Source organism: Thiomicrorhabdus sp. ZW0627 (genome assembly GCF_029767005.1).
GTDB lineage: Bacteria > Pseudomonadota > Gammaproteobacteria > Thiomicrospirales > Thiomicrospiraceae > Thiomicrorhabdus.
Map to the genome: position 1 here is coordinate 151,053 of NZ_JARUQR010000004.1, position 21,853 is coordinate 172,905.

The 21,853-nt window shown below is 48.5% G+C and carries 19 protein-coding genes; 10 read left to right on the forward strand and 9 right to left on the reverse strand.

What is annotated here, in order from left to right; genetic code table 11:
• Positions 1-77: 77 nt before the first annotated feature.
• The 9 genes from QCB45_RS09400 (at position 78) to QCB45_RS09440 (ending at position 13,531) form a co-directional block, all read left to right on the forward strand.
• Positions 78-638 carry a TRAP transporter small permease subunit gene (locus tag QCB45_RS09400; protein ID WP_279420712.1) on the forward strand — a complete coding sequence of 187 codons (561 nt, stop codon included), beginning with the start codon at positions 78-80 and terminating at the stop codon, positions 636-638.
• Positions 638-2,005 carry a TRAP transporter large permease subunit gene (locus QCB45_RS09405; protein ID WP_279420713.1) on the forward strand — a complete coding sequence of 456 codons (1,368 nt, stop codon included), beginning with the start codon at positions 638-640 and terminating at the stop codon, positions 2,003-2,005. Before QCB45_RS09400 ends, QCB45_RS09405 begins: the two co-directional genes overlap by 1 nt.
• A 130-nt stretch (positions 2,006-2,135) precedes the next feature.
• Positions 2,136-4,271: an EAL domain-containing protein gene (locus QCB45_RS09410; RefSeq protein WP_279420715.1), complete on the forward strand. Its 2,136-nt coding sequence runs from the start codon at positions 2,136-2,138 to the stop codon at positions 4,269-4,271.
• Between the two features lie 124 nt (positions 4,272-4,395).
• Complete coding sequence (locus QCB45_RS09415; RefSeq protein ID WP_279420716.1) at positions 4,396-6,546, forward strand: EAL domain-containing protein; 2,151 nt, start codon at positions 4,396-4,398, stop codon at positions 6,544-6,546.
• Between the two features lie 379 nt (positions 6,547-6,925).
• Positions 6,926-8,665 (forward strand): DEAD/DEAH box helicase, encoded by a 1,740-nt coding sequence (locus QCB45_RS09420; protein WP_279420717.1) that lies wholly within the window; start codon positions 6,926-6,928, stop codon positions 8,663-8,665.
• 249 nt (positions 8,666-8,914) lie between these two features.
• Complete coding sequence (locus QCB45_RS09425; RefSeq protein ID WP_279420718.1) at positions 8,915-9,877, forward strand: hypothetical protein; 963 nt, start codon at positions 8,915-8,917, stop codon at positions 9,875-9,877.
• 15 nt (positions 9,878-9,892) lie between these two features.
• Positions 9,893-10,666, forward strand: a complete 774-nt coding sequence (locus tag QCB45_RS09430; RefSeq protein ID WP_279420719.1) for a prepilin-type N-terminal cleavage/methylation domain-containing protein — start codon at positions 9,893-9,895, stop codon at positions 10,664-10,666.
• 13 nt (positions 10,667-10,679) lie between these two features.
• Positions 10,680-12,113, forward strand: a complete 1,434-nt coding sequence (locus QCB45_RS09435) for a type II secretion system protein (protein WP_279420720.1) — start codon at positions 10,680-10,682, stop codon at positions 12,111-12,113.
• Entirely contained in the window at positions 12,113-13,531 is a 1,419-nt protein-coding gene (locus QCB45_RS09440; RefSeq protein ID WP_279420721.1) for a type II secretion system protein, read from the forward strand. Before QCB45_RS09435 ends, QCB45_RS09440 begins: the two co-directional genes overlap by 1 nt.
• On the opposite strand, the gene QCB45_RS09445 is transcribed toward QCB45_RS09440, so the two are convergent.
• From QCB45_RS09445 to QCB45_RS09485, 9 genes are all read right to left on the reverse strand, one after another.
• Positions 13,528-13,836, reverse strand: coding sequence for a GIY-YIG nuclease family protein (locus QCB45_RS09445; protein ID WP_279420722.1), 309 nt, complete (start codon positions 13,834-13,836; stop codon positions 13,528-13,530). The genes QCB45_RS09440 and QCB45_RS09445 overlap by 4 nt on opposite strands.
• The gene (gene moaC / locus QCB45_RS09450) at positions 13,823-14,320 is read right to left on the reverse strand and encodes a cyclic pyranopterin monophosphate synthase MoaC (RefSeq protein ID WP_279420723.1); all 498 of its coding nucleotides are present in this window, start codon (positions 14,318-14,320) and stop codon (positions 13,823-13,825) included. Before moaC ends, QCB45_RS09445 begins: the two co-directional genes overlap by 14 nt.
• A 3-nt stretch (positions 14,321-14,323) precedes the next feature.
• Complete coding sequence (gene glp / locus QCB45_RS09455; protein WP_279420724.1) at positions 14,324-15,526, reverse strand: gephyrin-like molybdotransferase Glp; 1,203 nt, start codon at positions 15,524-15,526, stop codon at positions 14,324-14,326.
• Positions 15,527-15,605: 79 nt separating this feature from the next.
• Positions 15,606-16,070 carry a molybdopterin synthase catalytic subunit MoaE gene (gene moaE / locus QCB45_RS09460; RefSeq protein ID WP_279420725.1) on the reverse strand — a complete coding sequence of 155 codons (465 nt, stop codon included), beginning with the start codon at positions 16,068-16,070 and terminating at the stop codon, positions 15,606-15,608.
• 6 nt (positions 16,071-16,076) lie between these two features.
• Positions 16,077-16,325 (reverse strand): molybdopterin converting factor subunit 1, encoded by a 249-nt coding sequence (moaD, locus tag QCB45_RS09465; protein ID WP_279420726.1) that lies wholly within the window; start codon positions 16,323-16,325, stop codon positions 16,077-16,079.
• Between the two features lie 59 nt (positions 16,326-16,384).
• On the reverse strand, positions 16,385-17,386 hold the full coding sequence (moaA, locus tag QCB45_RS09470; protein ID WP_279420728.1) for a GTP 3',8-cyclase MoaA: 1,002 nt from the start codon (positions 17,384-17,386) through the stop codon (positions 16,385-16,387).
• A gap of 205 nt (positions 17,387-17,591) precedes the next feature.
• A complete protein-coding gene (locus QCB45_RS09475) occupies positions 17,592-18,659 on the reverse strand; it encodes a cytochrome c (RefSeq protein ID WP_279420729.1) in 1,068 nt (355 codons plus the stop codon).
• On the reverse strand, positions 18,646-20,007 hold the full coding sequence (soxC, locus tag QCB45_RS09480; protein ID WP_279420730.1) for a sulfite dehydrogenase: 1,362 nt from the start codon (positions 20,005-20,007) through the stop codon (positions 18,646-18,648). The genes QCB45_RS09475 and soxC overlap by 14 nt, the downstream gene beginning before the upstream one ends.
• A gap of 295 nt (positions 20,008-20,302) precedes the next feature.
• The gene (locus QCB45_RS09485; RefSeq protein ID WP_279420731.1) at positions 20,303-20,752 is read right to left on the reverse strand and encodes a hypothetical protein; all 450 of its coding nucleotides are present in this window, start codon (positions 20,750-20,752) and stop codon (positions 20,303-20,305) included.
• Positions 20,753-20,843: 91 nt separating this feature from the next.
• Between QCB45_RS09485 and hemB the strand changes: the two genes are divergently transcribed.
• The gene (gene hemB / locus QCB45_RS09490; protein ID WP_279420732.1) at positions 20,844-21,848 is read left to right on the forward strand and encodes a porphobilinogen synthase; all 1,005 of its coding nucleotides are present in this window, start codon (positions 20,844-20,846) and stop codon (positions 21,846-21,848) included.
• Positions 21,849-21,853: the final 5 nt, after the last annotated feature.

The following is a 21,853-nucleotide window of genomic DNA, read 5'->3' on the forward strand; positions in this document are numbered from 1 at the left end:
TTTAGATAGAAAACCTGCAAAATCGCTCGTAAAAGCCTTAAAATACATGGCAAATCAAGTTAATAGCACAGATAACCATGCAATTTGCCAAAACACTTCAACGTTTTATTTCACTGCAAAATCGTTTTCAAACCCAGCTCGGCCACGTCGTCGCTTGGGGAACGCTTAGCTTAGTCGTTCTAATGGCGGCCATCGTCATTCTTCGCTATGGGTTTAACAGTGGCTCGATCGCCATGCAGGAAGCGGCCATGTACAACCACGCCATCCTGTTCATGCTAGGCATCGCCTACACCTACCAGCAAGATCAACATGTCCGCGTTGACGTTTTCTATGCCAATGCTTCGCCAACCCGCAAAGCGTGGATCAACCTGATCGGCACCTTGCTGTTCGCCATTCCGAGTATGCTATTCATTCTTTGGAGCGGCTGGGATTACGTCAGTGCCAGCTGGGCAATCAAGGAAAGTTCCGCCGAACCCGGCGGACTCGCCTATCTTTATATGTTGAAAACCCTAATTCTGATCATGGCCGGCCTGGTACTTATGCAATCTCTGGCCATTGCGGCGCGTGCCTGGCTCGAAATCAGTGAGCCGGAGTCTCTCTCTCCACCTGAAAAACCGGAAGTGGAGGGCACACTTTAATGGAATGGTTATCCCTGCTTCTATTCGCGGTACTGTTTATCGCATTGTTGGTCGGTTTCCCGGTTGCTTTCACGCTAGCCGGTGTATCGCTAATATTCGCCCTCATCGCCAACCTGTTCGGCGCTTTCGACATGGACTTCCTGCAAAGCCTGCCTAACCGCATTTTCGGGATCATGCACAACGAAACCCTAGTGGCAGTGCCGTTATTTGTATTCATGGGAATCATGCTGGAACAGTCCAAGATTGCCGAACAGCTCCTCTCCACCATGGATGAAGTCATGCGCGGCGTCAAAGGCGGGCTTGGCATTGCGGTGATTCTAGTTGGTATGCTGCTCGCCGCCAGTACAGGGATTGTCGGGGCTACGGTCGTTACTATGGGACTTCTTGCACTGCCGACCATGCTAAAACAAGGCTATTGCCCGAAGCTGGCAAGCGGAACCATCTGCGCATCCGGGACCTTAGGGCAGATCATTCCGCCTTCAATCGTTCTGATCCTGTTAGGAGACGTTTTGTCTTCCTCATATCAGCAAGCACAATTAAACCAGGGGATTTTCTCGCCCGAAACACTTTCGGTCGGCGACCTGTTCATCGGCGCCCTCTTCCCCGGCATGTTGCTGGTTGTGCTTTACATGCTCTATATCCTGTTTAAAGCCATCACCCAGCCAGACACAGTTCCCGACAACGTCGGCAAGCCGGTCGATCCTGGTCTTTCCAAACGCGTTGTCGGCAGTCTGCTGCCGCCGTTGCTATTAATCCTACTGGTTCTGGGATCGATTCTCGGTGGTTTTGCGACACCAACCGAAGCCGCATCTCTGGGCGCATTGGGCGCAACGCTACTGGCCTTAGGGAAAAACAAACTGAGTCTGAGCACGCTGAATACGGTCATGCGCAATACCCTACAAGTATCCAGCATGATTTTCATGATTTTCATCGGTGCCGCTTTCTTCTCATTGGTTTTCCGAGGTTTGGGCGGTGACGACTTGATGCACGAATTGCTGGCTAACCTGCCGGGCGGCGTCTTCACGGCGATGCTGATCGTCATGGTTCTGATGTTCGTACTCGGCTTCTTCCTGGATTTCATTGAAATCACCTACGTCATCGTACCGGTGGTCGCGCCGGTGTTGTTAATGATGGGCGTCGATCCGATCTGGTTAGGCATCATGATCGCCATCAACCTGCAAACGGCTTTCTTAACACCTCCGTTCGGTTTCGCCCTGTTCTACCTACGCGGCGTCGCACCAAAGGAACTACTGACATCCGACATTTATCGAGGCACAATCCCGTTTATCGCCATCCAGCTTTTCGTGTTAGTTCTCATTGCGATCTGGCCGGAAATCGTGACGTGGCTGCCTAGTGTAATTTACTGATTTTTTCGCAGCCCATAGAGAAATTAGGAAAATTTTTCCATTTTTAGGAACTTTTGAGCGGGAATAGATTGGCAAGCCCGAATTTCTTGGTTAGAATCGTGGTTATTAGTTTTTTACCTCGGCGAATTGAATGAACTCAGAAAAACTCTATTCGCAACTCGAGCTTTCAGATGCTCGGTTGCGCGAAGAGAAAGAAAGCAAATCAGAAATCATCTGTGCCTTTCATGAAGCAGTCATCGTCTTCAAGCCGAACCTGACTCCGCAAATCATCAACGCTCAAGCCAAGCTGATGTTCGCCAAGTATCTGGATACCCAACAGCACATCCAGAACGTTCCGTTGTATAAAAACAAAAAAGCCACTGTCCGTTTCGACCTTCATCTCTGGCTTTCAAAACTTCTGGCCATCCCGACTGACGGCTCCGATACAAATACCCCGACAGAAGTCTCAGTATGGCTCAAAGATAGGGAAACGCTTAAGACCACGCCTTTGCTGCTTTCTGCCAAGCCGCTTCTGACACCGGAAAGGAACCTGAAGAATCTGTTACTGGTGGTCTACGACCGAACCATCCACGCACAGTCAGACGAACAAAAACGCCTCATGGAGGCCGCTTTCAACAGTTACCACGGCCAGTTCATCACCAATGAAAAAGGCTACATCACGCATCCGAACGATTCTTTCTGCACCTTGACTGGACTGGATGCCGAGACTTTGAAAAGCATGACCCTGACCGGCTGGTTGGATCAGCAGGTTTCGTTGAAAATCACCACTAACGAAGTGTTGACCACCTTATTAAGCACACGTTTCTGGAGCGGAGAGGTGGAACTTCATCCTCTGCCGAACGTGACCTACTACGCGGTACTGAGCATTTCACTGTTGGCGGACGAGCAGTTCAACATTGAACACTACGTGGTGAACATCCAGAACATTACCGAAATTCACGAAGCGCAAATGGCCATCGAACAGATGGCCTACTACGACGACCTGACCGGTCTCGCCAACCGTCGTCTGGCTTTCGAACACTTGGATCTTGCTTTAAAACACCACAAGCGACACGGGACGTTTGCAGCGCTGTTTTTTATCAACCTGGATCGTTTCAAAAGCATCAACGATGCCTTTGGCCGAAAAACCGGTGATGCGCTGCTCAAACAAGTGGCCAAGATTCTCAAGGATTCATTACGCGAGGAAGACACCATTGCCCGCGTCGGCGGTGACGAGTTCCTGGTACTGACTCAGGACAAAGCGTTTTCAAAAACGCAGGCTACCCAAAATGCCTACCACCTTGCTAAAAAGATCGCCAAACACCTGAACAAGAATTACCACATCAACGAAACCACCCTGAACAGCACGACCTGCATCGGAATCACGGTATTCCCGTTTCAGGAAGGCGACACGGCGGAAGACCTGATGCTGTACGCGGACCTTGCCATGTCTGCGGCTAAGAAACGTACTAACCAAAAGATCTATTTCTACGAATCTTCGCTCTCCGAAATCGTCATTGAACGCCGTTCGCTGGAGCACGCCCTGACAATCGCCGATCTGGACGAACAGTTCGAATTGCATTATCAGGCGCAAATCGGACCGAACGGTCAATTGCACGGCGCCGAAAGTTTGATTCGCTGGAACCACCCGGAACTTGGCACCATCCCTCCAAACAAATTCATTCCAATCGCGGAAGAGGGACGCCAGATTTTAAGGCTGGGAGACTGGATCCTGGCCAAGGCATTCCAACAATCCAAAGAATGGTGTCAAAAACAACCGGACTTCAACTTGTCCATCAACATCAGTCCTATCCAGTTCCATGAAGCCGATTTTGTGCAGCAGACCATCAAGATTTTAAACGAGTGTGGAGCCAATCCGAAAAACATCACTCTGGAATTGACCGAAGGCGTCTTGATTTCGGACACTCAGAGCGCCCTTAAAAAAATCGAAGATCTCACCAAACTTGGATTCAATATTTCAATTGACGATTTTGGTACCGGTTACTCTTCTCTAAGTTACCTACAGAAACTTCCGATTCATGAACTGAAAATCGATAAGAGCTTCATCTTCCGAGTTCCGGAAAGTCAGGACGATATCGCCATCGTCGAATCGATTATCAGCCTGGCAAGAAACAAAAACCTGCTGATCGTTGCGGAAGGCGTCGAAACCGAACAACAAGCCGATTTTTTAAGGCAGCAACCCGACGACATCATCATGCAAGGTTATCTATTCAGTGAACCTTGCAGCAAAACCGAATTCGAAAAGTTTTTTTCATCGGCCGAATAACGATTTTTATCGGGATGATCGGACCGAAATTAATTTATATTTTCGTTAAAACCCACATAAAAACTTAGTGTATTATGGTGGTAATTATTTGGTTTAAATTTGGATTAAAAAACCGTCGAGCTGTATGAAATCGCCCAATCACAGTACTGAAATTACAAAGCTGATCGCCGAACTCAATCATGCGCATAATTTTCAACGTCAGCAAATTGCCGATTCTTTTCAAGAAGGCCTTATTCTCTTCTCGACCGAACTCACCCCCAAACTAGTCAACGACAAAATCCAAAAACTCCTGTACGGCAACAATGAAGCCGATTCCCCGTTCACAAACCTCAAGCTTTACACAAAAAAACGCAATAGTGTTCGCTTTGATCTAAAGCACTGGATCGAAAGCTGCATCCAAAAGCCCAGCAACTCGGTTTGCGAACAGATGGTCTGGCTGAAACCAAAACAGAAAGACGACCACGACAACGCTTTAATTCCGGTACAACTCAGGGCTTACCCGATCATCAATCGTGAACGTACCTTAGACGGCGTCCTGCTCCACATCAAAGACCTCACGCTAGAAGTCCAGGCAGAAGCTCAACTGCGTTTGATGGAAGCCAGTTATGCCGGGCAGTTTATTACGAATTCACACGGTTACATCACCCAGCCCAATTACGCTTTTTCCGCTTACACCGGCCTGAAACCGGACACCCTCAAAACCATGACCTACCTTGACTGGCTGACCAAGCAGGTCACATTAAGTGTCCCGTTCGGCAGTGTGATGGAAGCGCTTATCAATGAAGGCTCCTGGAGCGGCGAGGTAAAAATCACAGCGTCGACGGATGCACAGTTCTATGCCGTCTTAAGCTTGACGATGCTGACCGATGAAAACCGAAACGTGGAACACTTCATCGGGGTGCTGCAAGACATTACAGACATTCATGAAGCCCGTTCGGAAATTGAACGTCTCGCCTATTACGACAAACTGACCGGTCTGGCTAACCGCACTTTGCTGCACAACCACATTGAATCCACAATTCAGAATGCGCCGGAAAGCCTGAGCTACTCCGCTCTGATTCTATTGGACCTGGACGGGTTCAAGATTCTAAACGACACCCTGGGGCATGCGATCGGAGACCAACTTCTGATCCTCGTCGCACAAAAGCTGACCAAACTGGCCGGCGAACGCAATTTAGTCGCTCGCCTGGACGGCGACGAATATGCCATCCTGATTCCCGAACTTAGCCAGGATCCGCAAATCGCCTATGAAGGTGTATTGGAACTTGCGAGCAAAGTGCAAGAGGAACTTGATGATCGCTACACCATAAAAAACCGCTCCCTGCACTGTTCCGCCAGTGTCGGCGTGTATATGTTCCCGCATCATCTTGAATGCGGCCAGACCGACCAACTGATCGGTTATGCCAACCTTGCGATGCACGAGGCGAAAAACCTTGGTGGAAACCAGGTGTTTGTCTTCGAAGACAAGCTTTGCGAAGTCGCCAAACAGCGATTGGAGATGCTTCAGGCCCTGAACCACTCCGAATTGGATGAAGAGTTTCAGCTTTATTTCCAGGCACAGGTCGATGCGAACGGACGAGCCGTCGCAGCCGAAACCTTGCTAAGATGGTTCCATCCAACGCTTGGGTTTGTTCCGCCATGCGATTTCATCCCGGTTGCCGAGGAAGGACGCCAGATCATCAAAATTGGTTTGTGGGTCATGCACAAGGCATTCCTGCAAGCCAAAGCCTGGAACGAGATGTATGACGATATCCGCGTCTCCATCAACATCAGTCCGATTCAGTTCCACGAGCAGAGCTTTGTCGAACTGGTCATCGGCTTGGTGAAGTTCACCCAGGTCAATCCACGAAACATCACGCTTGAACTGACCGAAGGCGTCCTGATCCGCAACACCAATCTGGCATTGCAGAAAATCCAGCATCTGGTCAGCTTGGGCTTCCATATCTCCATCGATGATTTCGGTACCGGTTACTCGTCATTAAGCTATCTTCAGCGTCTGCCGCTGCACGAGCTCAAGATCGACCAGAGCTTCATCCGTCACATCCCTGAAAACCCGGAAGACGTCGCCATCGTCGATTCCATCTTGAAGCTGGCGGAGACCAAGAACCTATCCGTCGTTGCCGAAGGGGTAGAAAGCGAAGAGCAGGCGGAGTTCCTGCGCCAGAGATCCAAAAACCTGCTAATTCAAGGATACGTCTATAGCAGACCTGTTCCGGGCGCCGAATTCGAGTCGACCTTCCTGGTTCCGCATAAAACCAGCGAAAAACCGGACTGAACAGGCCTGTTTAAATCCTGCCATAAGTTATTTTTGCAATACTATTAATAATTTAGTATAATCCGCGCTCGTTTGATAGAACCGGTTGAGAATCCCTCTCCCGCACAAACGAATACCACTGAGCCACTTGCCCGCATATTTATGCTTTTCAACTTCCCGTGACAATTCGAAGTTGACCCGACTGTTTTCTGCTGCAAAAGTGCTCACTTAAAAGAATTTTTGCCCCAGAATAACAACCTGACGCTCCTCCGTTGAAAATAAACGGAGACAATGACCCGCGTCTATCGTTACGATTACCTGATTCAAACTCAAATTGAACTCATGTCTTCCTTTATTCCAGGGCAAAGCACTCGCTCGACGAGCGACAAAGGATTATTGGATGACCACCGAAATTAAATTTGACCAACTCGGTCTAAGCTCTGACATTCTCAAGGCGATTACCGAAATCGGCTACGAAACCCCTTCCCCGATTCAGGCGCAAGCCATTCCGACCCTACTTGAGGGTGGCGATATTCTGGGTATGGCGCAAACAGGTACCGGTAAAACCGCGGCTTTCGCGCTACCGGTTCTGAGTAAAATCGATATCAAGAAAACCAAGCCTCAAGTCTTGGTACTGGCACCGACACGTGAATTGGCGATTCAGGTATCCGAAGCCTTCCAAAGCTTCGCACACCACATGAAAGGCTTCCACGTCCTGCCGATTTACGGCGGATCGGATTACGGCACACAGATCCGTGCCCTTAAGCGTGGCGTTCATGTCGTCGTCGGAACACCTGGCCGTGTTATGGACCATATCCGCAAAGGCACTTTGCAGCTTGACGGTTTAACTACCTTGGTATTGGACGAAGCCGACGAAATGTTGCGCATGGGCTTCATCGACGACGTTGAATGGGTACTGGAACACACGCCTAAAGAGCGTCAAATTGCCTTGTTCTCGGCCACCATGCCGAAAGAAGTACACCGCATCGCCAACAAGCACTTGCAGAATCCGACCGAAGTCATCATCAAACAGAAAACTTCGACGGCTACGACCATCGACCAGAAATACTGGTTGGTCAGCGGCACACATAAATTGGATGCTTTGACCCGAATCTTGGAACACGAAGAGACCGATGCGGTCATCATTTTCGTGCGTACCAAAACCTCTACGGTCGAACTGTCTGAAAAACTTGAAGCGCGTGGTTATGCATCCGCAGCACTGAACGGCGACATCGCCCAGAACCAGCGTGAGCGTATTGTCGACCAGCTTAAGAACGGTAAACTGGACATTCTGGTCGCCACCGACGTCGTCGCACGTGGTTTGGACGTTCCTCGTATCAGCCACGTCATCAACTACGACATTCCGCACGACAACGAATCTTACGTACACCGTATCGGTCGTACCGGTCGCGCAGGCCGTAGCGGTACCGCGATCCTGTTCGTCGCACCGCGTGAGCGCCGTTTGCTGCGTTCGATCGAACACTCGACCAAAAAACAGATTCCGATGATGGAACTGCCGTCGACGCAGGACATCAACGAAAACCGTGTAGCACGCTTCAAGCAACGCATCGTCGATGCAGCGCAACAGGACGACATCCAGTTCTATCAGGAATTGATCGAACAAGTTGAATCGGAACAGAACATTCCGGCACTTGAAATCGCCGCCGGTCTGGCTCGCCTGTTACAAGGTGATGTGCCATTCTTCCTTGATGAAAAAGCGCAACGCGAGCCACGCCGTGAATCTTCACGTGACGGAGATTCCCGCCAACGTAATGAGCGCGAGCCGCGTCAACGTCGTGAACGCAGCGCCACACCGGACGAAGGCATGGCACGTTACCGTTTGGAAGTCGGCCGCACCCACGGTGTCAAGCCGGGTAACATCGTCGGCTGTATCGCGAACGAAGCCGGACTGGACAGCGAATTCATTCGCCAGCTGAACATCGACGACACCTACAGCACGGTCGATCTTCCAGCGGATATGCCGAAAGAAGTTCTCGCGGATTTGAAAAAGTCGTGGGTATGCGGCCAGCAGCTGAATATCTCCAAGGTCAAAACCATTGGTGAAGCGCCTCGCAAGCGTCTATCGCGCAAAAAAGGAAGTCCCAAAGACAAAGGAAAGCCACGTCGCTTGACTAAATAACGGCCAACATCCTTTAAAAAACGCAACAGGCCTGTTCGGATATATTTCCGGACAGGCCTGTTTGCTTTTATAAGCCCCTTTCACTGCCTTCTGAGAAATTCTGCTCCCATCCGGGTTTCATCAATTAACCCAAAAATCTTTCATACACATTGGCCTAATTCATAAATCTTTAAAAAACAATACGATATAATTTGTAAGGAAATCGTAAGACAAATTCCATCGCGAGACCCATAAGGCTTGATTACCGACATGAACGACTCCTCTCCGATTAGATACCGCAACGCCGATCATCAAAAAGGTTTTATGGTACTCATGATCCTCATGATGCTGGCTCTGGGTACGGCTGTCTGGTTCGGAACATTGGGAGAAATCCGCTCCAATTCGATGAAACTGGAGAGTGAAGACCGAAATCTCTCACAGCTAAAAGCGATTAAAGACCGAATGCTGGCCTACGCGATCCTTCACCCCGAAATCTATTCGGATGAGAGCGTCGTCTCCGGTGTGGGGTATTTTCCTTGTCCGGACACCGATAATGACGGGAACCCAAACGAGCCATGCGGGTATGTTTCGGGCACAAACCAGTTGTATGTCATAGGAAGGGTGCCCACCCGGATTGCCAACCATTTCTTTTCATTTATTGACTCCAGTGTCGATTCTTCACGTTATTGGTTTGCGGTGGACAGCCGTCTGGTCAACTCGCACAGTTTCTACCAATTCAACTCCGCCTCCCGAATCCCCGAAATCAATACAACGCTGACACACGAAGTCAAAGACCTCTCAAACAAGGACGTTCCTCCGCTTCTGGTAGACGGAAAAGACGACATAGTCATGGCGCTTTTTTATGCCGGTGCGCCCTTGGCTGGCCAATCCAGACCCAGCAACAACATCGCAGACTATTTGGAACAACCTTCATCCACCCTCGGCTACAACATCAATTTTCAATCCATAGGTGTCAACCCAAACACCTTTAACGACTATGTCATCACCATTACCAGAAACGAATGGGAAGCCGCGATCCTGTCCAGAGTCACTCAAGATACCTTCCCTCAGGACGGCACGCCCGATCTGTGCAATTCCATAACGGATAACACGGAGCACTGGTTTAATGAATGCGCTTATACCAACCCGGTCAACAGACCGATTTTCGCCTGCAACGGTACCGCCCTCAACAACCTTGGAGGACAGGGCTGGCGAAACATCGTGTGCCCATAAAGTGAGTCCTAGGATATGACACAGCCTAACGCTATGAAATACAAAAAGCAGCTGGGAATTTCACTTTTGGAGATTGTGATTGCCTTAGCCATACTGGGAGTTTTGACAACACAACTGGTCAAAGTTTCAGCCGTTTCAAGGGAGTATGACCAGCACAAAGAAGACATTACCGAAGTCACCCATGCAAAAAAATTGCTTTTGAGCTTCTTACAGACCAATGGTTACCTACCTTGCCCGGATACCGACAGTGATGGCTGGGAGAACCGTTCAGGAAATCAATGCATTTCCGATTCCGGCAAACTACCGCATCTGATGCTTGGAATTTCCCTAAGCGACAATTCCGGCCAAACGCTTTACTACAAGGTCAATTCCGAAACGGTTACCGCCAACATCGACAACAACTTGTTTTCCGCAAGCTATTTCGGAATCGCAGCCTCTCCGCCTTTTGCGCTCAGCACACCTCCTACGGGAACTACCGCCGGTTCAGGCAACCTAACGGTTTGTTCAGAAACGGAGACAACCGGCTGTAATGCCTCGAGCCCCAGCTCCGACCTATTAGAAGAGGCGGCCATTGCCGTTGTCGTCAACTTTGGCAAGAATAGCGACCAAACCTGGAGCTACATCAATAGCGGCAACCTAACCGCCCTTTCATTGGTTGAAAAGGAAAATGCGGACGATGACAATTATTTCTGGCAATCGCCCGCCAACCAAGCGGATGACTCAATCGTCTGGATTACCGGCTACGAAGCGAAATATTCGCTACTCAAGTCGGAACAAGGTATCAATTAAGGATCACGCGGACATGAAAAAAGCGCCTTCAAACTATTATTCAAATGGCTTCTCCCTGATTGAGCTTACCATTGTTTTAGCCATTATCGCGCTCATCGGTGCCGGGTCTTTGATCTCCTATTCGGAATTTCATGACCATGCCAAATGGCAAGAGAGTCAGGCGAAACTGGCGGTGGTCAAAAAAGCCATCATCAAATTCACTCAAAAGAACAAATTTGTACCTTGCCCGGATACGAATCAGAATGGATTTGAAAACAGAACCTACACCAAGGGTAGAATTCCTGCCGTACCGGCGATTCCTGCTATTCCTGCGGTCCCGGGGACCGAAAGCCGTCCAACGATTCCAGCCATCCCGGCCATTCCGGCCCAAGCGGCCATCCCGAATATCGACGTCGGCACCTGCTCGGATTCCATCGGAACCGTCCCTTTTCAAATGCTCGGTCTAAGCAAGACTTCCATCGAAGACAGCTGGGGCAATCCAATTGTCTATGCAGTCGACCAAGGCGTCACGGACCCGGACTTGATGTTGGATTGTCCGCAAGATACGGCCTGCTTTTTCAATCGGGATCCGATTCCAAGCCTTCCGCCAAATAAAACCTATCCCGGCAGCGCACTGCCGGCGTTCGATTCATCCACCTTGCCGACAAAAACCCAGCTTGGCCCGAATAATTTACGTATCTGCTCGGACGCCGCCTGCTCGGACGTCGTTGCAACCGGCCAAGTCGCAATTCTCATAGCAAAAAATAAGAATGGAAACCTTGCTACAGATTTGGATGCCGATGAATCCGACAATATCGATGGCGATAGAAACTATGTGGCCACCGATTATTCGCACTCTCCGAGTTATGACGATTTGGTTGTGGGCATTGGCGCCTACGAATTAAAACTTCAAAACGACATGGAGACCTACGAAACCGTCAATACCATCAGCAGTAACAGCAACGCGACTTTAAAAACCGGGGAAAACGTGACGGATGTCGGCTCTGACAAAAGCATAGGAAATGTCGGGGACAACAACTCCTACAGTACCAATGTCACCACGGATATCTCTTCACAAACAATCGGTTTTGGCTCCGAGAATGCCGGAAAAACCGTTGTCATGACGTTGGACACGCTCGCGCAAGGAACCTGGGACCAACCCTCGCCCTCGCACAACTACACGAGCGACCAGGCCTTTATTGCCGCCAATGGCGAAATTAAAGAAACCATGGCATACGATTATCGAGCAGACGGCACAACAAGCTGGAGCGAATCGCATGAAGTCATATTCCAACTGGATGATAACGGTGACGCCAACGTAGAATTTGCCGTCGCCACGACCGGTACCGACGAAACGGTCGACTTCACCAACATCCAATTGATTCTCTACGATACCCCACCGATGATACCGAGTTTTCCGGGGGTTAAACCGATTGACGGCATCGACCAAACGCAAGGTTTACAATAATGTACACGCATGAAAACAAACAGGCCTGTTGCAAAACTCAATTCGGATTCTCTCTGGTTGAGCTTATGATCGTGACGGTAATCATAGGCATTGCACTGATTGGCTTCTCCAATCAAACCGGACCTTTACGCCACGGCCAGAAAATCAAAGAATCGCAAAGTTCCTTACAAAACATCAAACAGGAAATCCTGGATTACGGGCGTGTTCATAAATACCTGCCGTGCCCGGATTCAGACAGCGATGGTTTAGAAAACCGTTCCGGCTTTGCCTGTTCAACCAGTGTCGGAACAGTACCCTATTTGGATCTGGGCATACAGAAACAAGAAACACAGGATAACTGGAACAATGCGTTCCGTTATGCGGTCAACACCGATGTCACCGATGCCAACCTAATCTGTGACAAGCGCAGTTCTGCCAGCTTTTTCTGCAATCAGGGTGCCGATGTCACCCCTTGGTTCACATTGACAGACACCCCTCCGACCTCAAACAACCGGGGAAACGGTAACTATTACCTCTGCAATCAAAATACAACCACATGCAATGCTTCGACCGTTGCCAACAATACCAACACCGCCCTCAATACGGCGAGTGTCATCCTCGTGGCATACAATCAGGATGGTGAAGCCGCAGCGAGCCATTGTGCACAGCAAAACGCCGCGTCAAAGGAAAATTGCGATACCGACCTGTACTACCATCAAGCAGCCGCCTCCAACCAAGGCAACCAATTCTTCGATGACAGCATCGTGGCCATCAGCGGTTATGAAATCAAGTCGTACATCCTTTCTCAAATGGTCAATTGGGATAGCTTCAACTCGACCACCACCTCTTCCGGTTTAACAGCAACCTATGAAGATTTTGACATCACCGCCGACGATACCGTACCGGTCTCTAACAGCCCGGATACGCCGGATGTGATTCTGGTCAATCGAAATGTGGAAACAAATTTAAATCTCGGCGGCGGCGATGATTATCTGGCGATTGGCAATAATGTCGGCACGGGTGCTCAGATCGATACCGGACAGGGCGATGACCAGCTTTACATTGTAGGGCAAGCATTAGCCAATATCGACTTGGGCCGCGGCAACGATTCTTTTGTTTTAGGTACCGATTTGGTTGAAAACCTCAATGCGGATTGGGGCAACGATAAAGTGTGGATTCAAGGCAACGTCCTTTCGGGATCGAACCTCGACATGAATAAAGATGATGACGTGTTGTGGGTGGGGCTTCCGGGAAATGACCTGACAGGCCAAATCAATGAAGACATCAATGGCGGTTCCGGTTATGACATCCTTGTACTGGAAAACACCACTAAAGCCCAATGGGACAGCGATTTAACCCTTCAAAGCCATGTTATCAACTTTGAGCTGGTGATGTTTAAGGCCGACCCGTCCGGCAATCGGGAATACGTTGTCTACTAACGGATCGTTGATTGATCAGATTGCCTGACAAGCTCTTCTTTGAGAGGCCTTGATAACTGTTTGATCGCATACTCTCTCTGCAGGGCTTCCTGACGGCTAGCGGCGGTTTCTTTATAAACGAGTTCACAGGGGCGACGCGCTTGGGTATAGCGAGCACCGCCTTTGATCTCTCCATTATGCTGCCTTAAGCGGTTCTCCAAACGATTGGTGATGCCGCAGTACAGGCTGTCGTCCGAACAGCGCAGCAAATAAACCCACCAGGCCTGTTCGGTTTTTTCGGTCGGTTCGGAATCAGACCTCGTCACCCTGACGCACCCAATGACCCGATTTCCCGCCTTTTTTCTCAAGCAACTGTACCTGATCGATGATCATGCCTTTGTCGACGGCTTTACACATATCGTATAAAGTCAAAGCCGCCGCACTGGCCGCGGTCAAAGCTTCCATCTCAACACCCGTCTGACCGACCAGTTTGCAGATAGCCACGATTTCAACACAGCTTTTCTCGATATTTGGTGTCAATTCGACTTTCACAGAAGTCAGCATCAGCGGATGGCACATCGGAATGATATCCGGCGTCTTCTTGGCCGCCATGATACCGGCAATACGCGCGGTTGCCATGACATCGCCTTTTTTATGCTTGCCTTCGACAATCATCTCCAAGGTTTCCGGCAACATGCGAATCACGGCCATAGCACGCGCTTCACGCTCTGTATGCTGCTTACAGCTGACATCGACCATGCGAGCCTGCCCTTTGGCGTCAAGGTGGGTTAATTTATTTTCTGTGGTCATAACTTACTCATTGATCGGGTTGAATGGATAAAACGCTACTTTATCACCTTTTTGGATAACCGTATCCTCAGGAATCACGACAAAGCCTTCCGCCCAGACGGTTGACGTCAACACACCGGAACCTTGGTTCGGATAAATATCGACATAGGTCTTTTGATTCTTGTTGACCAGTTTTGCGCGTGCAAATTCCCGTCTGAAGCCAGGCTTAGGCCATGCAAACATCGCTTCCAACCAGATCGGCTTGGACTTCAATTCATTGGCACCCTGCATCTTCAACAGGTAAGGTCGTGCAAACAGATTGAATGTCGCAAATGCCGAAACCGGATTCCCTGGCAAGCCGATGAACGGTGTACCCTGAATGTCACCGTAAGCCAACGGTTTGCCAGGCTTCATCTTGACCTTCCACATATCCAGTGAACCCAACTGATCAATGGCCGGCTTAATATGGTCTTCTTCACCCACTGAAACGCCACCGGTCGTCACGACGACATCGGCGATTGAAGCCGCCTGCTTCATTGCCTCAATGGTGGCTTCCAACGTATCTTCTACCTGACCCAAATCGATCAGTTCAAAGCCGAGCGCGGGAATCAAACCGGCCAGTACATAGCGGTTTGCATTAAAGATCTTGCCCGGCTGTGGCGCTTCACCCGGCTCCAGCAACTCGTCACCGGTTGTGAAGGTTGCAATCTTAAGCGGCTGGTAGACTTCAACTTCACCAATACCAATCGAGGTAATCAAGCCAAGGTCTTGAGGACGCAATTTATGACCGGCTTTCAGGATTTCATCACCTAATGCAATATCTTCACCCAATTTACGAATATTCTGGCCTGGGCGCGTCTTCTCACTCGTGATTTTGACCTGCTCACCATCTGCTTCCGTCTCTTCCTGCATTACCACGGCGTTCGCACCTTCCGGAATCGGTGCACCGGTGAAAATACGTGCGGCCGTACCCGCTTTAAGCGGTTGCGGCTGGGAACCGGCCGGGATACGCTGACTGACCGTCAGGGTCGAATTATGTTCTAGGTCATAACTGTGCAAAGCGTAACCGTCCATCATGCTGTTATCATGCGGCGGTACGTTGACGTCGGAAACGATTCCTTTTGCCAGAACTCTTCCCAACGCTTCAAACACAGGGATGGTTTCCGTCTTCTGTGTGGTTTCTACCTGACTAAGGAGGTAATGTAATGCTTCATCAAATGTCTTCATAATCAATCTCAAAAAAATCCCCGCTATTGCGGGGAAATGACAGAATTCGTTAAAAATTTAAATACGGTTTACCTATACGTTATTGCCAACGCTTTTCAGCGTCTTTATCGCTCAAACGCGCATCGACCCAACGCTCTTCACCATCCGGTAAGGTCTCTTTTTTCCAGAACGGCGCGTTGGTTTTCAAATAATCCATAATGAAATGTGCGGCATAGAAAGCGTTTTCACGATGGCGGCTACTGACCGCGACCAGTACGATTTGATCGGTTGGATACATCTTTCCAATTCTATGAATAATTACGCTGGATTCCAACTCCCATCGTTCGTGCGCTTCCAGGCGAATCTTCTCTAAAGCCTTTTCAGTCATCCCCGGATAATGTTCTAATTCCAATACGGAAACATCATCGCCTTCGTTGATGTCACGTACGGTTCCGACAAATGAAACCACCGCACCGATGTCGGTATGACCTTCACGAAGTTTGGCAACCTCGGTTGTCAGATCGAAATCTTCCTTTTGAACCTTAATATAAGGATAGTTTGCCATCTAGCCTTAGCCTCCTGTTACCGGAGGAAAGAATGCAATTTCGTCTCCAGCACGGATTTCCGTCTGGCGGTTAGCAACATTGTGATTCACAGCGATCTGAAGGTTCTGATTATCCAATAATGCTTGCTTCCAGTTATCACCACGAGTCGCCAATTCTGAAATCAACGAATCAACGGTGTTATGATTGGCCGGCATCTGTTCATTTGCCTTGCCTAACATTTCCCGAAAACTTGCGAAATAAAGTACGTTTACCATCGTTTTTATCCTCTACTGGACTGGATACCAAATAATTTGTTCTACTGGTCGGTTTGACATTAACCGCCGAGCTGTACCATTTGTCTGAATTCGATATTGTGGACATTTTCATTAAAGAAATGTCTTTCCGGCTTCTTCAACATTGCATCGGTAATCAACTGTTCCAATTCTGCATCTGTAATGCCGTTTCTTAATGGCGTGCGCAGGTCAACCGAATCTTCCTGACCCAAACACAACGCCAGTACACCGCGCGCCGTCAAACGCACACGGTTACAGGTTTCACAGAAATGTTGTGAAACTGCTGAAATCACACCGATCCGGGTATCGGTCCCTGCAATCTGGAAGTTACGAGACGGGCCGTCGTGTGTTTTACCGGAAGAAGGCAATAGATCTGTTCCAACATGTTTTTTAATACGTGCCAGTATCTTTTCTGCTGGATAGTGTTGATCCATCATACTCACGCCAGCCGGGCCAATCGGCATAGTTTCGATAAAGCGAACTTCAACGCCTTTCTCAAGTCCGTAATCCACCATCGCCTCGATTTCGTCGTCATTGGTCCCTTTCATGACGACCATATTGAATTTGACCGGGCGCATGCCTACTTCCAATGCTTTGTCGACACCGGCTAACACCTTTTCCAGATTTCCACCTCGGGTTATCTTGTTAAAACGTTTCGGTTTCAATGAGTCGATTGAAATATTCACACGGCTGATACCGGCTTGATGCAACGCCAACGCTTCCCTTTCCAAGTGATGCGCATTGGTTGAAAGTGCAATGTCTTCCAACCCTTCATAGCTATTGATCTCTTCAACCAAAGAAGCCAGATTTTTTCTAACCAATGGCTCTCCGCCTGTTAGACGAACTTTAGCCACACCCAGGTTAACGAACGCTTTTATGATTCTCGCCAATTCTTCATAAGATAGATATTCGGTATGCTGGCCTTCTGGATGCACTCCTTGTTCCGGCATGCAATAACCGCATCGGTAGTTACATCTATCGGTAACCGAAACTCGTACATACTCGATTTTTCTGTTGAATGGGTCAATCAGTTCTTTTCTCATCAGCAGTTTTATCTCTATCTGTTTTGCCTAGCGTTATAGCCACGTGGGAATAACGCATTTTACACGAATAAAGCATTAGAATTCAATAATATATTTCGAAATAAAGGCAAAAAATTTACAGCGGAGAAAAAGATTTATTTTCAGCTGTTCAAAACGAAAAAAGCCCGCATAAAGCGGGCTTTTTAACAACGATGTAATCGGATGATTACATACCAGAGTGACCTACACCTGGTGGATCTTCATGCATACGTTGTGGAACGTTATACTGAGGAGTTCCGTCAGGAAGCTTACGAGCTTGACGATAGTTATGGATATCGCCTTTACCGTCACCAACTTCAGCGTCAGGACAGTTAGTCATGCAACGCTCGTTGTGAACAACTGGACGGTGGTCACAGAAGAAGTTACCTTGGTTCTTCATGTACTTATTCATCTTCATAAGTACTTCAGAGTTGAAGAAAGTATCGTCTGATAGTTCGGTACCTTCGTCATCCATAGGAACGTAGTTAGACTGAAGGATGTAACCAGTCATACCCATGTAACCTGCATCACCGATGAACGGAGCGTTAGGAGTCCAGAAAGGCATTGTACGACGGATGTAGTCGAACAAAGTAACCGCGTAAGGCCAGTAGTTACCAACTGCTTTCATTGGTGCTGGTTCGAAGAAGTCAGAAGTAGTCAACTTCTCGTCAACCGCTAGAGGTAGGTAACCTTTAGCACCTTCACCGAATTCACCGTGACACATACCACAGTACTGAACGTAAATCTTTGCACCTTTCTCAACAGTCATACCAACTGAAGGATCAGGAAGACCTTTACCGTCACCGTCTACAGTGATGTTCCACTTCTTCATTGCTGATTCAGCAATCGGAGTACCGAAGCCGTAAGCTGTGAAGTTAGCGTCGCTGTAGTAGTTCTTGTTTACACTTTCGTGAACTTCAGTGAAAGCTGCAGGAACTTTACACTGAGCGTTACCGTGGTTACCACCATCGATGCTGTCATCAACTTCGAAAGAGTATGGGTTAGCTGGATCCAGCTTACCTTCCAGGCCGTCACGACCGTAAGTAGCGTCTTTACCAAGAATTGCTTCAATAACTTTAGCGTCTAGGTATTTACCACCGTTTTCTTTGATAATTTCTGCGTAGTTCGCAGCGTATTTACCATCGATTTTCTCGCCAGAAGCAGCACCGTTCGAGCTATCGCTCATTGCGCTTGCAGAACCAGCAAATAGAGTTGCAACCGCTGCTGCAACGAATGTCTTTTTAGTACTGAACATTTTCAATCATGCCTCCGTTTTTGCCGTCTTCCCAAGCGTGTACGCGCCATGTAACCATAGCAGTACGGTGGTAAACGTTGTTTGTACCTTCTAAGCTACGCATTTGCGGCATAGGCGGCTGAACATAACCGGTTTCATCTGTAACACGGCTCATTAGGAACGCTTCTGAACCATCCCAATCCCATTCGATCTCGAAACGAGTCCAAGCCTTATCAAGAACAGGAGAAGTGAAGTGAGCTTCTTTCCAGTTTTTACCACCGTCGAAAGATACATCAACGTGAGCAACTTTACCGCGACCAGACCATGCTAGACCACGTACGAAGTACTTACCAGGACCTTGCATCTTGAAGTCTGGAGATGGGTAAGTGATTACTGAGTTTGGTTCCATGTACCATGAGAAACGCTGTGCAGTTCCATCAGGCATCAATTCAGTATACTTAGAGGTTTCTTCACGGTGCTGCATAGGCACATCGTGAACCATAATACGACGTAGGTATTTAACCCACATGTTCGCTTCACATCCAGGAACAACCAAACGGATTGGGTAACCTTGTTCACGACGTAGAGCTTCACCGTTCTGAGCGTAAGCTACAAAACAGTCATCCATCGCGATTTCAAGAGGGATCGAACGTGACATACCAGATGCATCCGCACCTTCAGGAATGATCCACTTACCTTCTGGCTTGATACCAGCTTCTTTCAATAGGTCAGATAGACGAACACCTGTGTACTCAACACAAGACATCATACCGTGAGTCCACTGAACAGAGTTCAACTGAACACCTTTCCACTCCATCGCACCGTTAGCAGGACACTCTACGAAGTGAATACGTGAAACAGATGGGAAACGCTTAAGATCATCCATAGTGAAGATCAATGGACGTTCTACAAGACCGTGAATTACTAAACGGTGATCATCTGGGTTGATTGTTGGTACACCACCGTGGAAACGCTCGAAGTGAAGACCGTTTGGAGTGATGATACCGTGCAAGCTTTGTAGCGGAGTCATGGTAATAGATGCCATTGAGTCAGGAGTCAACCACTCTAGAGTACGACGTTGAACTTCTTTCTCGAATGGAGAAGGCATACCATATGGATATTTACGAACACCGAAACCTAAAGACTTACGAGCTGCACCGTCTTGCAATACGGCTGTAAGTTCTTCTTTACCAGCATATGGTGCTACTGCTTTTTTAGGGTCGTAACCCGCACCTTCAGCAGCAGAAGCGGCCTTAGTGAAAAGCACACCTCCAGCTACAGCCGCACCACCTTTTAGAAAGGCACGACGGCTTTGGTTACGGCTATCTTCAGTTTGAACCGCAACCTTTTCTACGTTTTGATCTGTCATTTAATGCTCCTTGATTGATCTTGTTGCCTGGCAACAACACCCCAGATTCAAGAGTTTATTTATCTTTTAGTTAGCGTGTACTTGTACTGCGATACCGAGTACCGGCTATACATTTTTTGCTGACCAGTAATGATATGTTTTATAACTAAATACTTCAAGCCATGAACATCACAAAAATTAGAAATTACTTATATAAATTTTTTATGAGGTACATGCCCCCTTTCTATCAATCAGCAAAAGTACGTATATTCATAATTTCCATAATAAACGTATTGTTTTACCCCTGAGAACCCTTTCAAAGAACAGGTAGATCTTCCCGGCGGCAAATCGGTCCCGACTTGGGATTTTCAATATCTTCGGCCACTTGACTCAGAAACTTTTGCAACTCATCGACCGTCAATACTGACAAGATTTTATTCATGATCTCGGGATGGATCGCTACCGTCGTATACTCACCGGACTGCAACATTACCTGAACGCCGCAAGCGTCCGCAAGCGCACCGGAAGAATCGTTACCTTCTATTTGCGCCGCCTGTTCGCCAAAGAACATATCATTATAAGTGTCTTCAATCTGATCCAAAGTTTCGTCGTTCAGATCATCCGCAAACTTCACGCAATAGGAATTTTCTCCGGATGGCGTCTCTTCCACCTCCATTTCGGCTTGAATCGAATGAGTAGAACAAAAATCACTAAATCTTTGCGCTAATTCCTTATCGAAAAACAGGTATTCCATCTGCTCACTCACCGCTGCGCTCCTTTTCTTTTTTGGGATTGGATAGTATCATTCAAGCACTTCCACTAAGCGTTTCTCAGTTTCTTATTTAAAGGTTCTCGTTATGATTGATCGCCAATTTCCTATCACCCGCATGCGACGTATGCGTAAAGACAATTTTTCACGCCGCTTAATGTGTGAAAACGTATTGACCACCAATGATCTGATTTTGCCGATGTTTGTTATCGAAGGACACAACAAACGCGAACCTGTTAAATCCATGCCGGGCGTTGAACGCCTGAGTATAGACCTTTTGGTTGAGGAAGCCAAAGAAATTTCAGCCCTTGGCATACCAATGATCGCACTGTTTCCGGTCACGCCGGAAGAAGCCAAATCCCTGGATGCCGCAGAAGCCTATAATCCTGAAGGATTGGCACAAAGAGCGATTCGCGCGGTCAAGCAGGCCTGCCCGGAATTGGGCGTCATGACCGATGTGGCGCTGGACCCGTTTACCACACACGGCCAGGACGGCATTATCGACGACAACGGTTACGTACTTAATGACGACACCATCGACGTATTGATGCAGCAGGCTTTGTCCCACGCGGCAGCGGGTGCAGATGTCATCGGCCCATCCGACATGATGGATGGACGCATCATCGAAATTCGTGAATTGCTTGAAGACCACGGATATATTAATACCCGCATCATGGCCTACTCAGCCAAGTATGCCTCCTCTTTCTACGGACCTTTCCGTGATGCGGTAGGCTCGGCCGGCAACCTGGGCAAGGGCAACAAACACACCTACCAAATGGATCCTGCCAACAGCAACGAAGCCTTACACGAAGTATCTCTGGACTTGAACGAGGGTGCTGACATGGTCATGGTCAAGCCTGGCATTCCATACCTGGACATCGTCCAACGCATTAAAACGGAATTCAAAGCACCGACTTTCGTCTACCACGTAAGTGGTGAATATGCGATGTTGAAAGCCGCGGCCCAAAACGGCTGGATTGACGAACGCCCGGTCGTACTGGAAACCTTGCTGAGCTGCAAGCGTGCCGGCGCAGACGGGATTTTGACCTACTACGCCAAACTGGCCGCCATCTGGTTGAACGAAACCCCATAACGCAG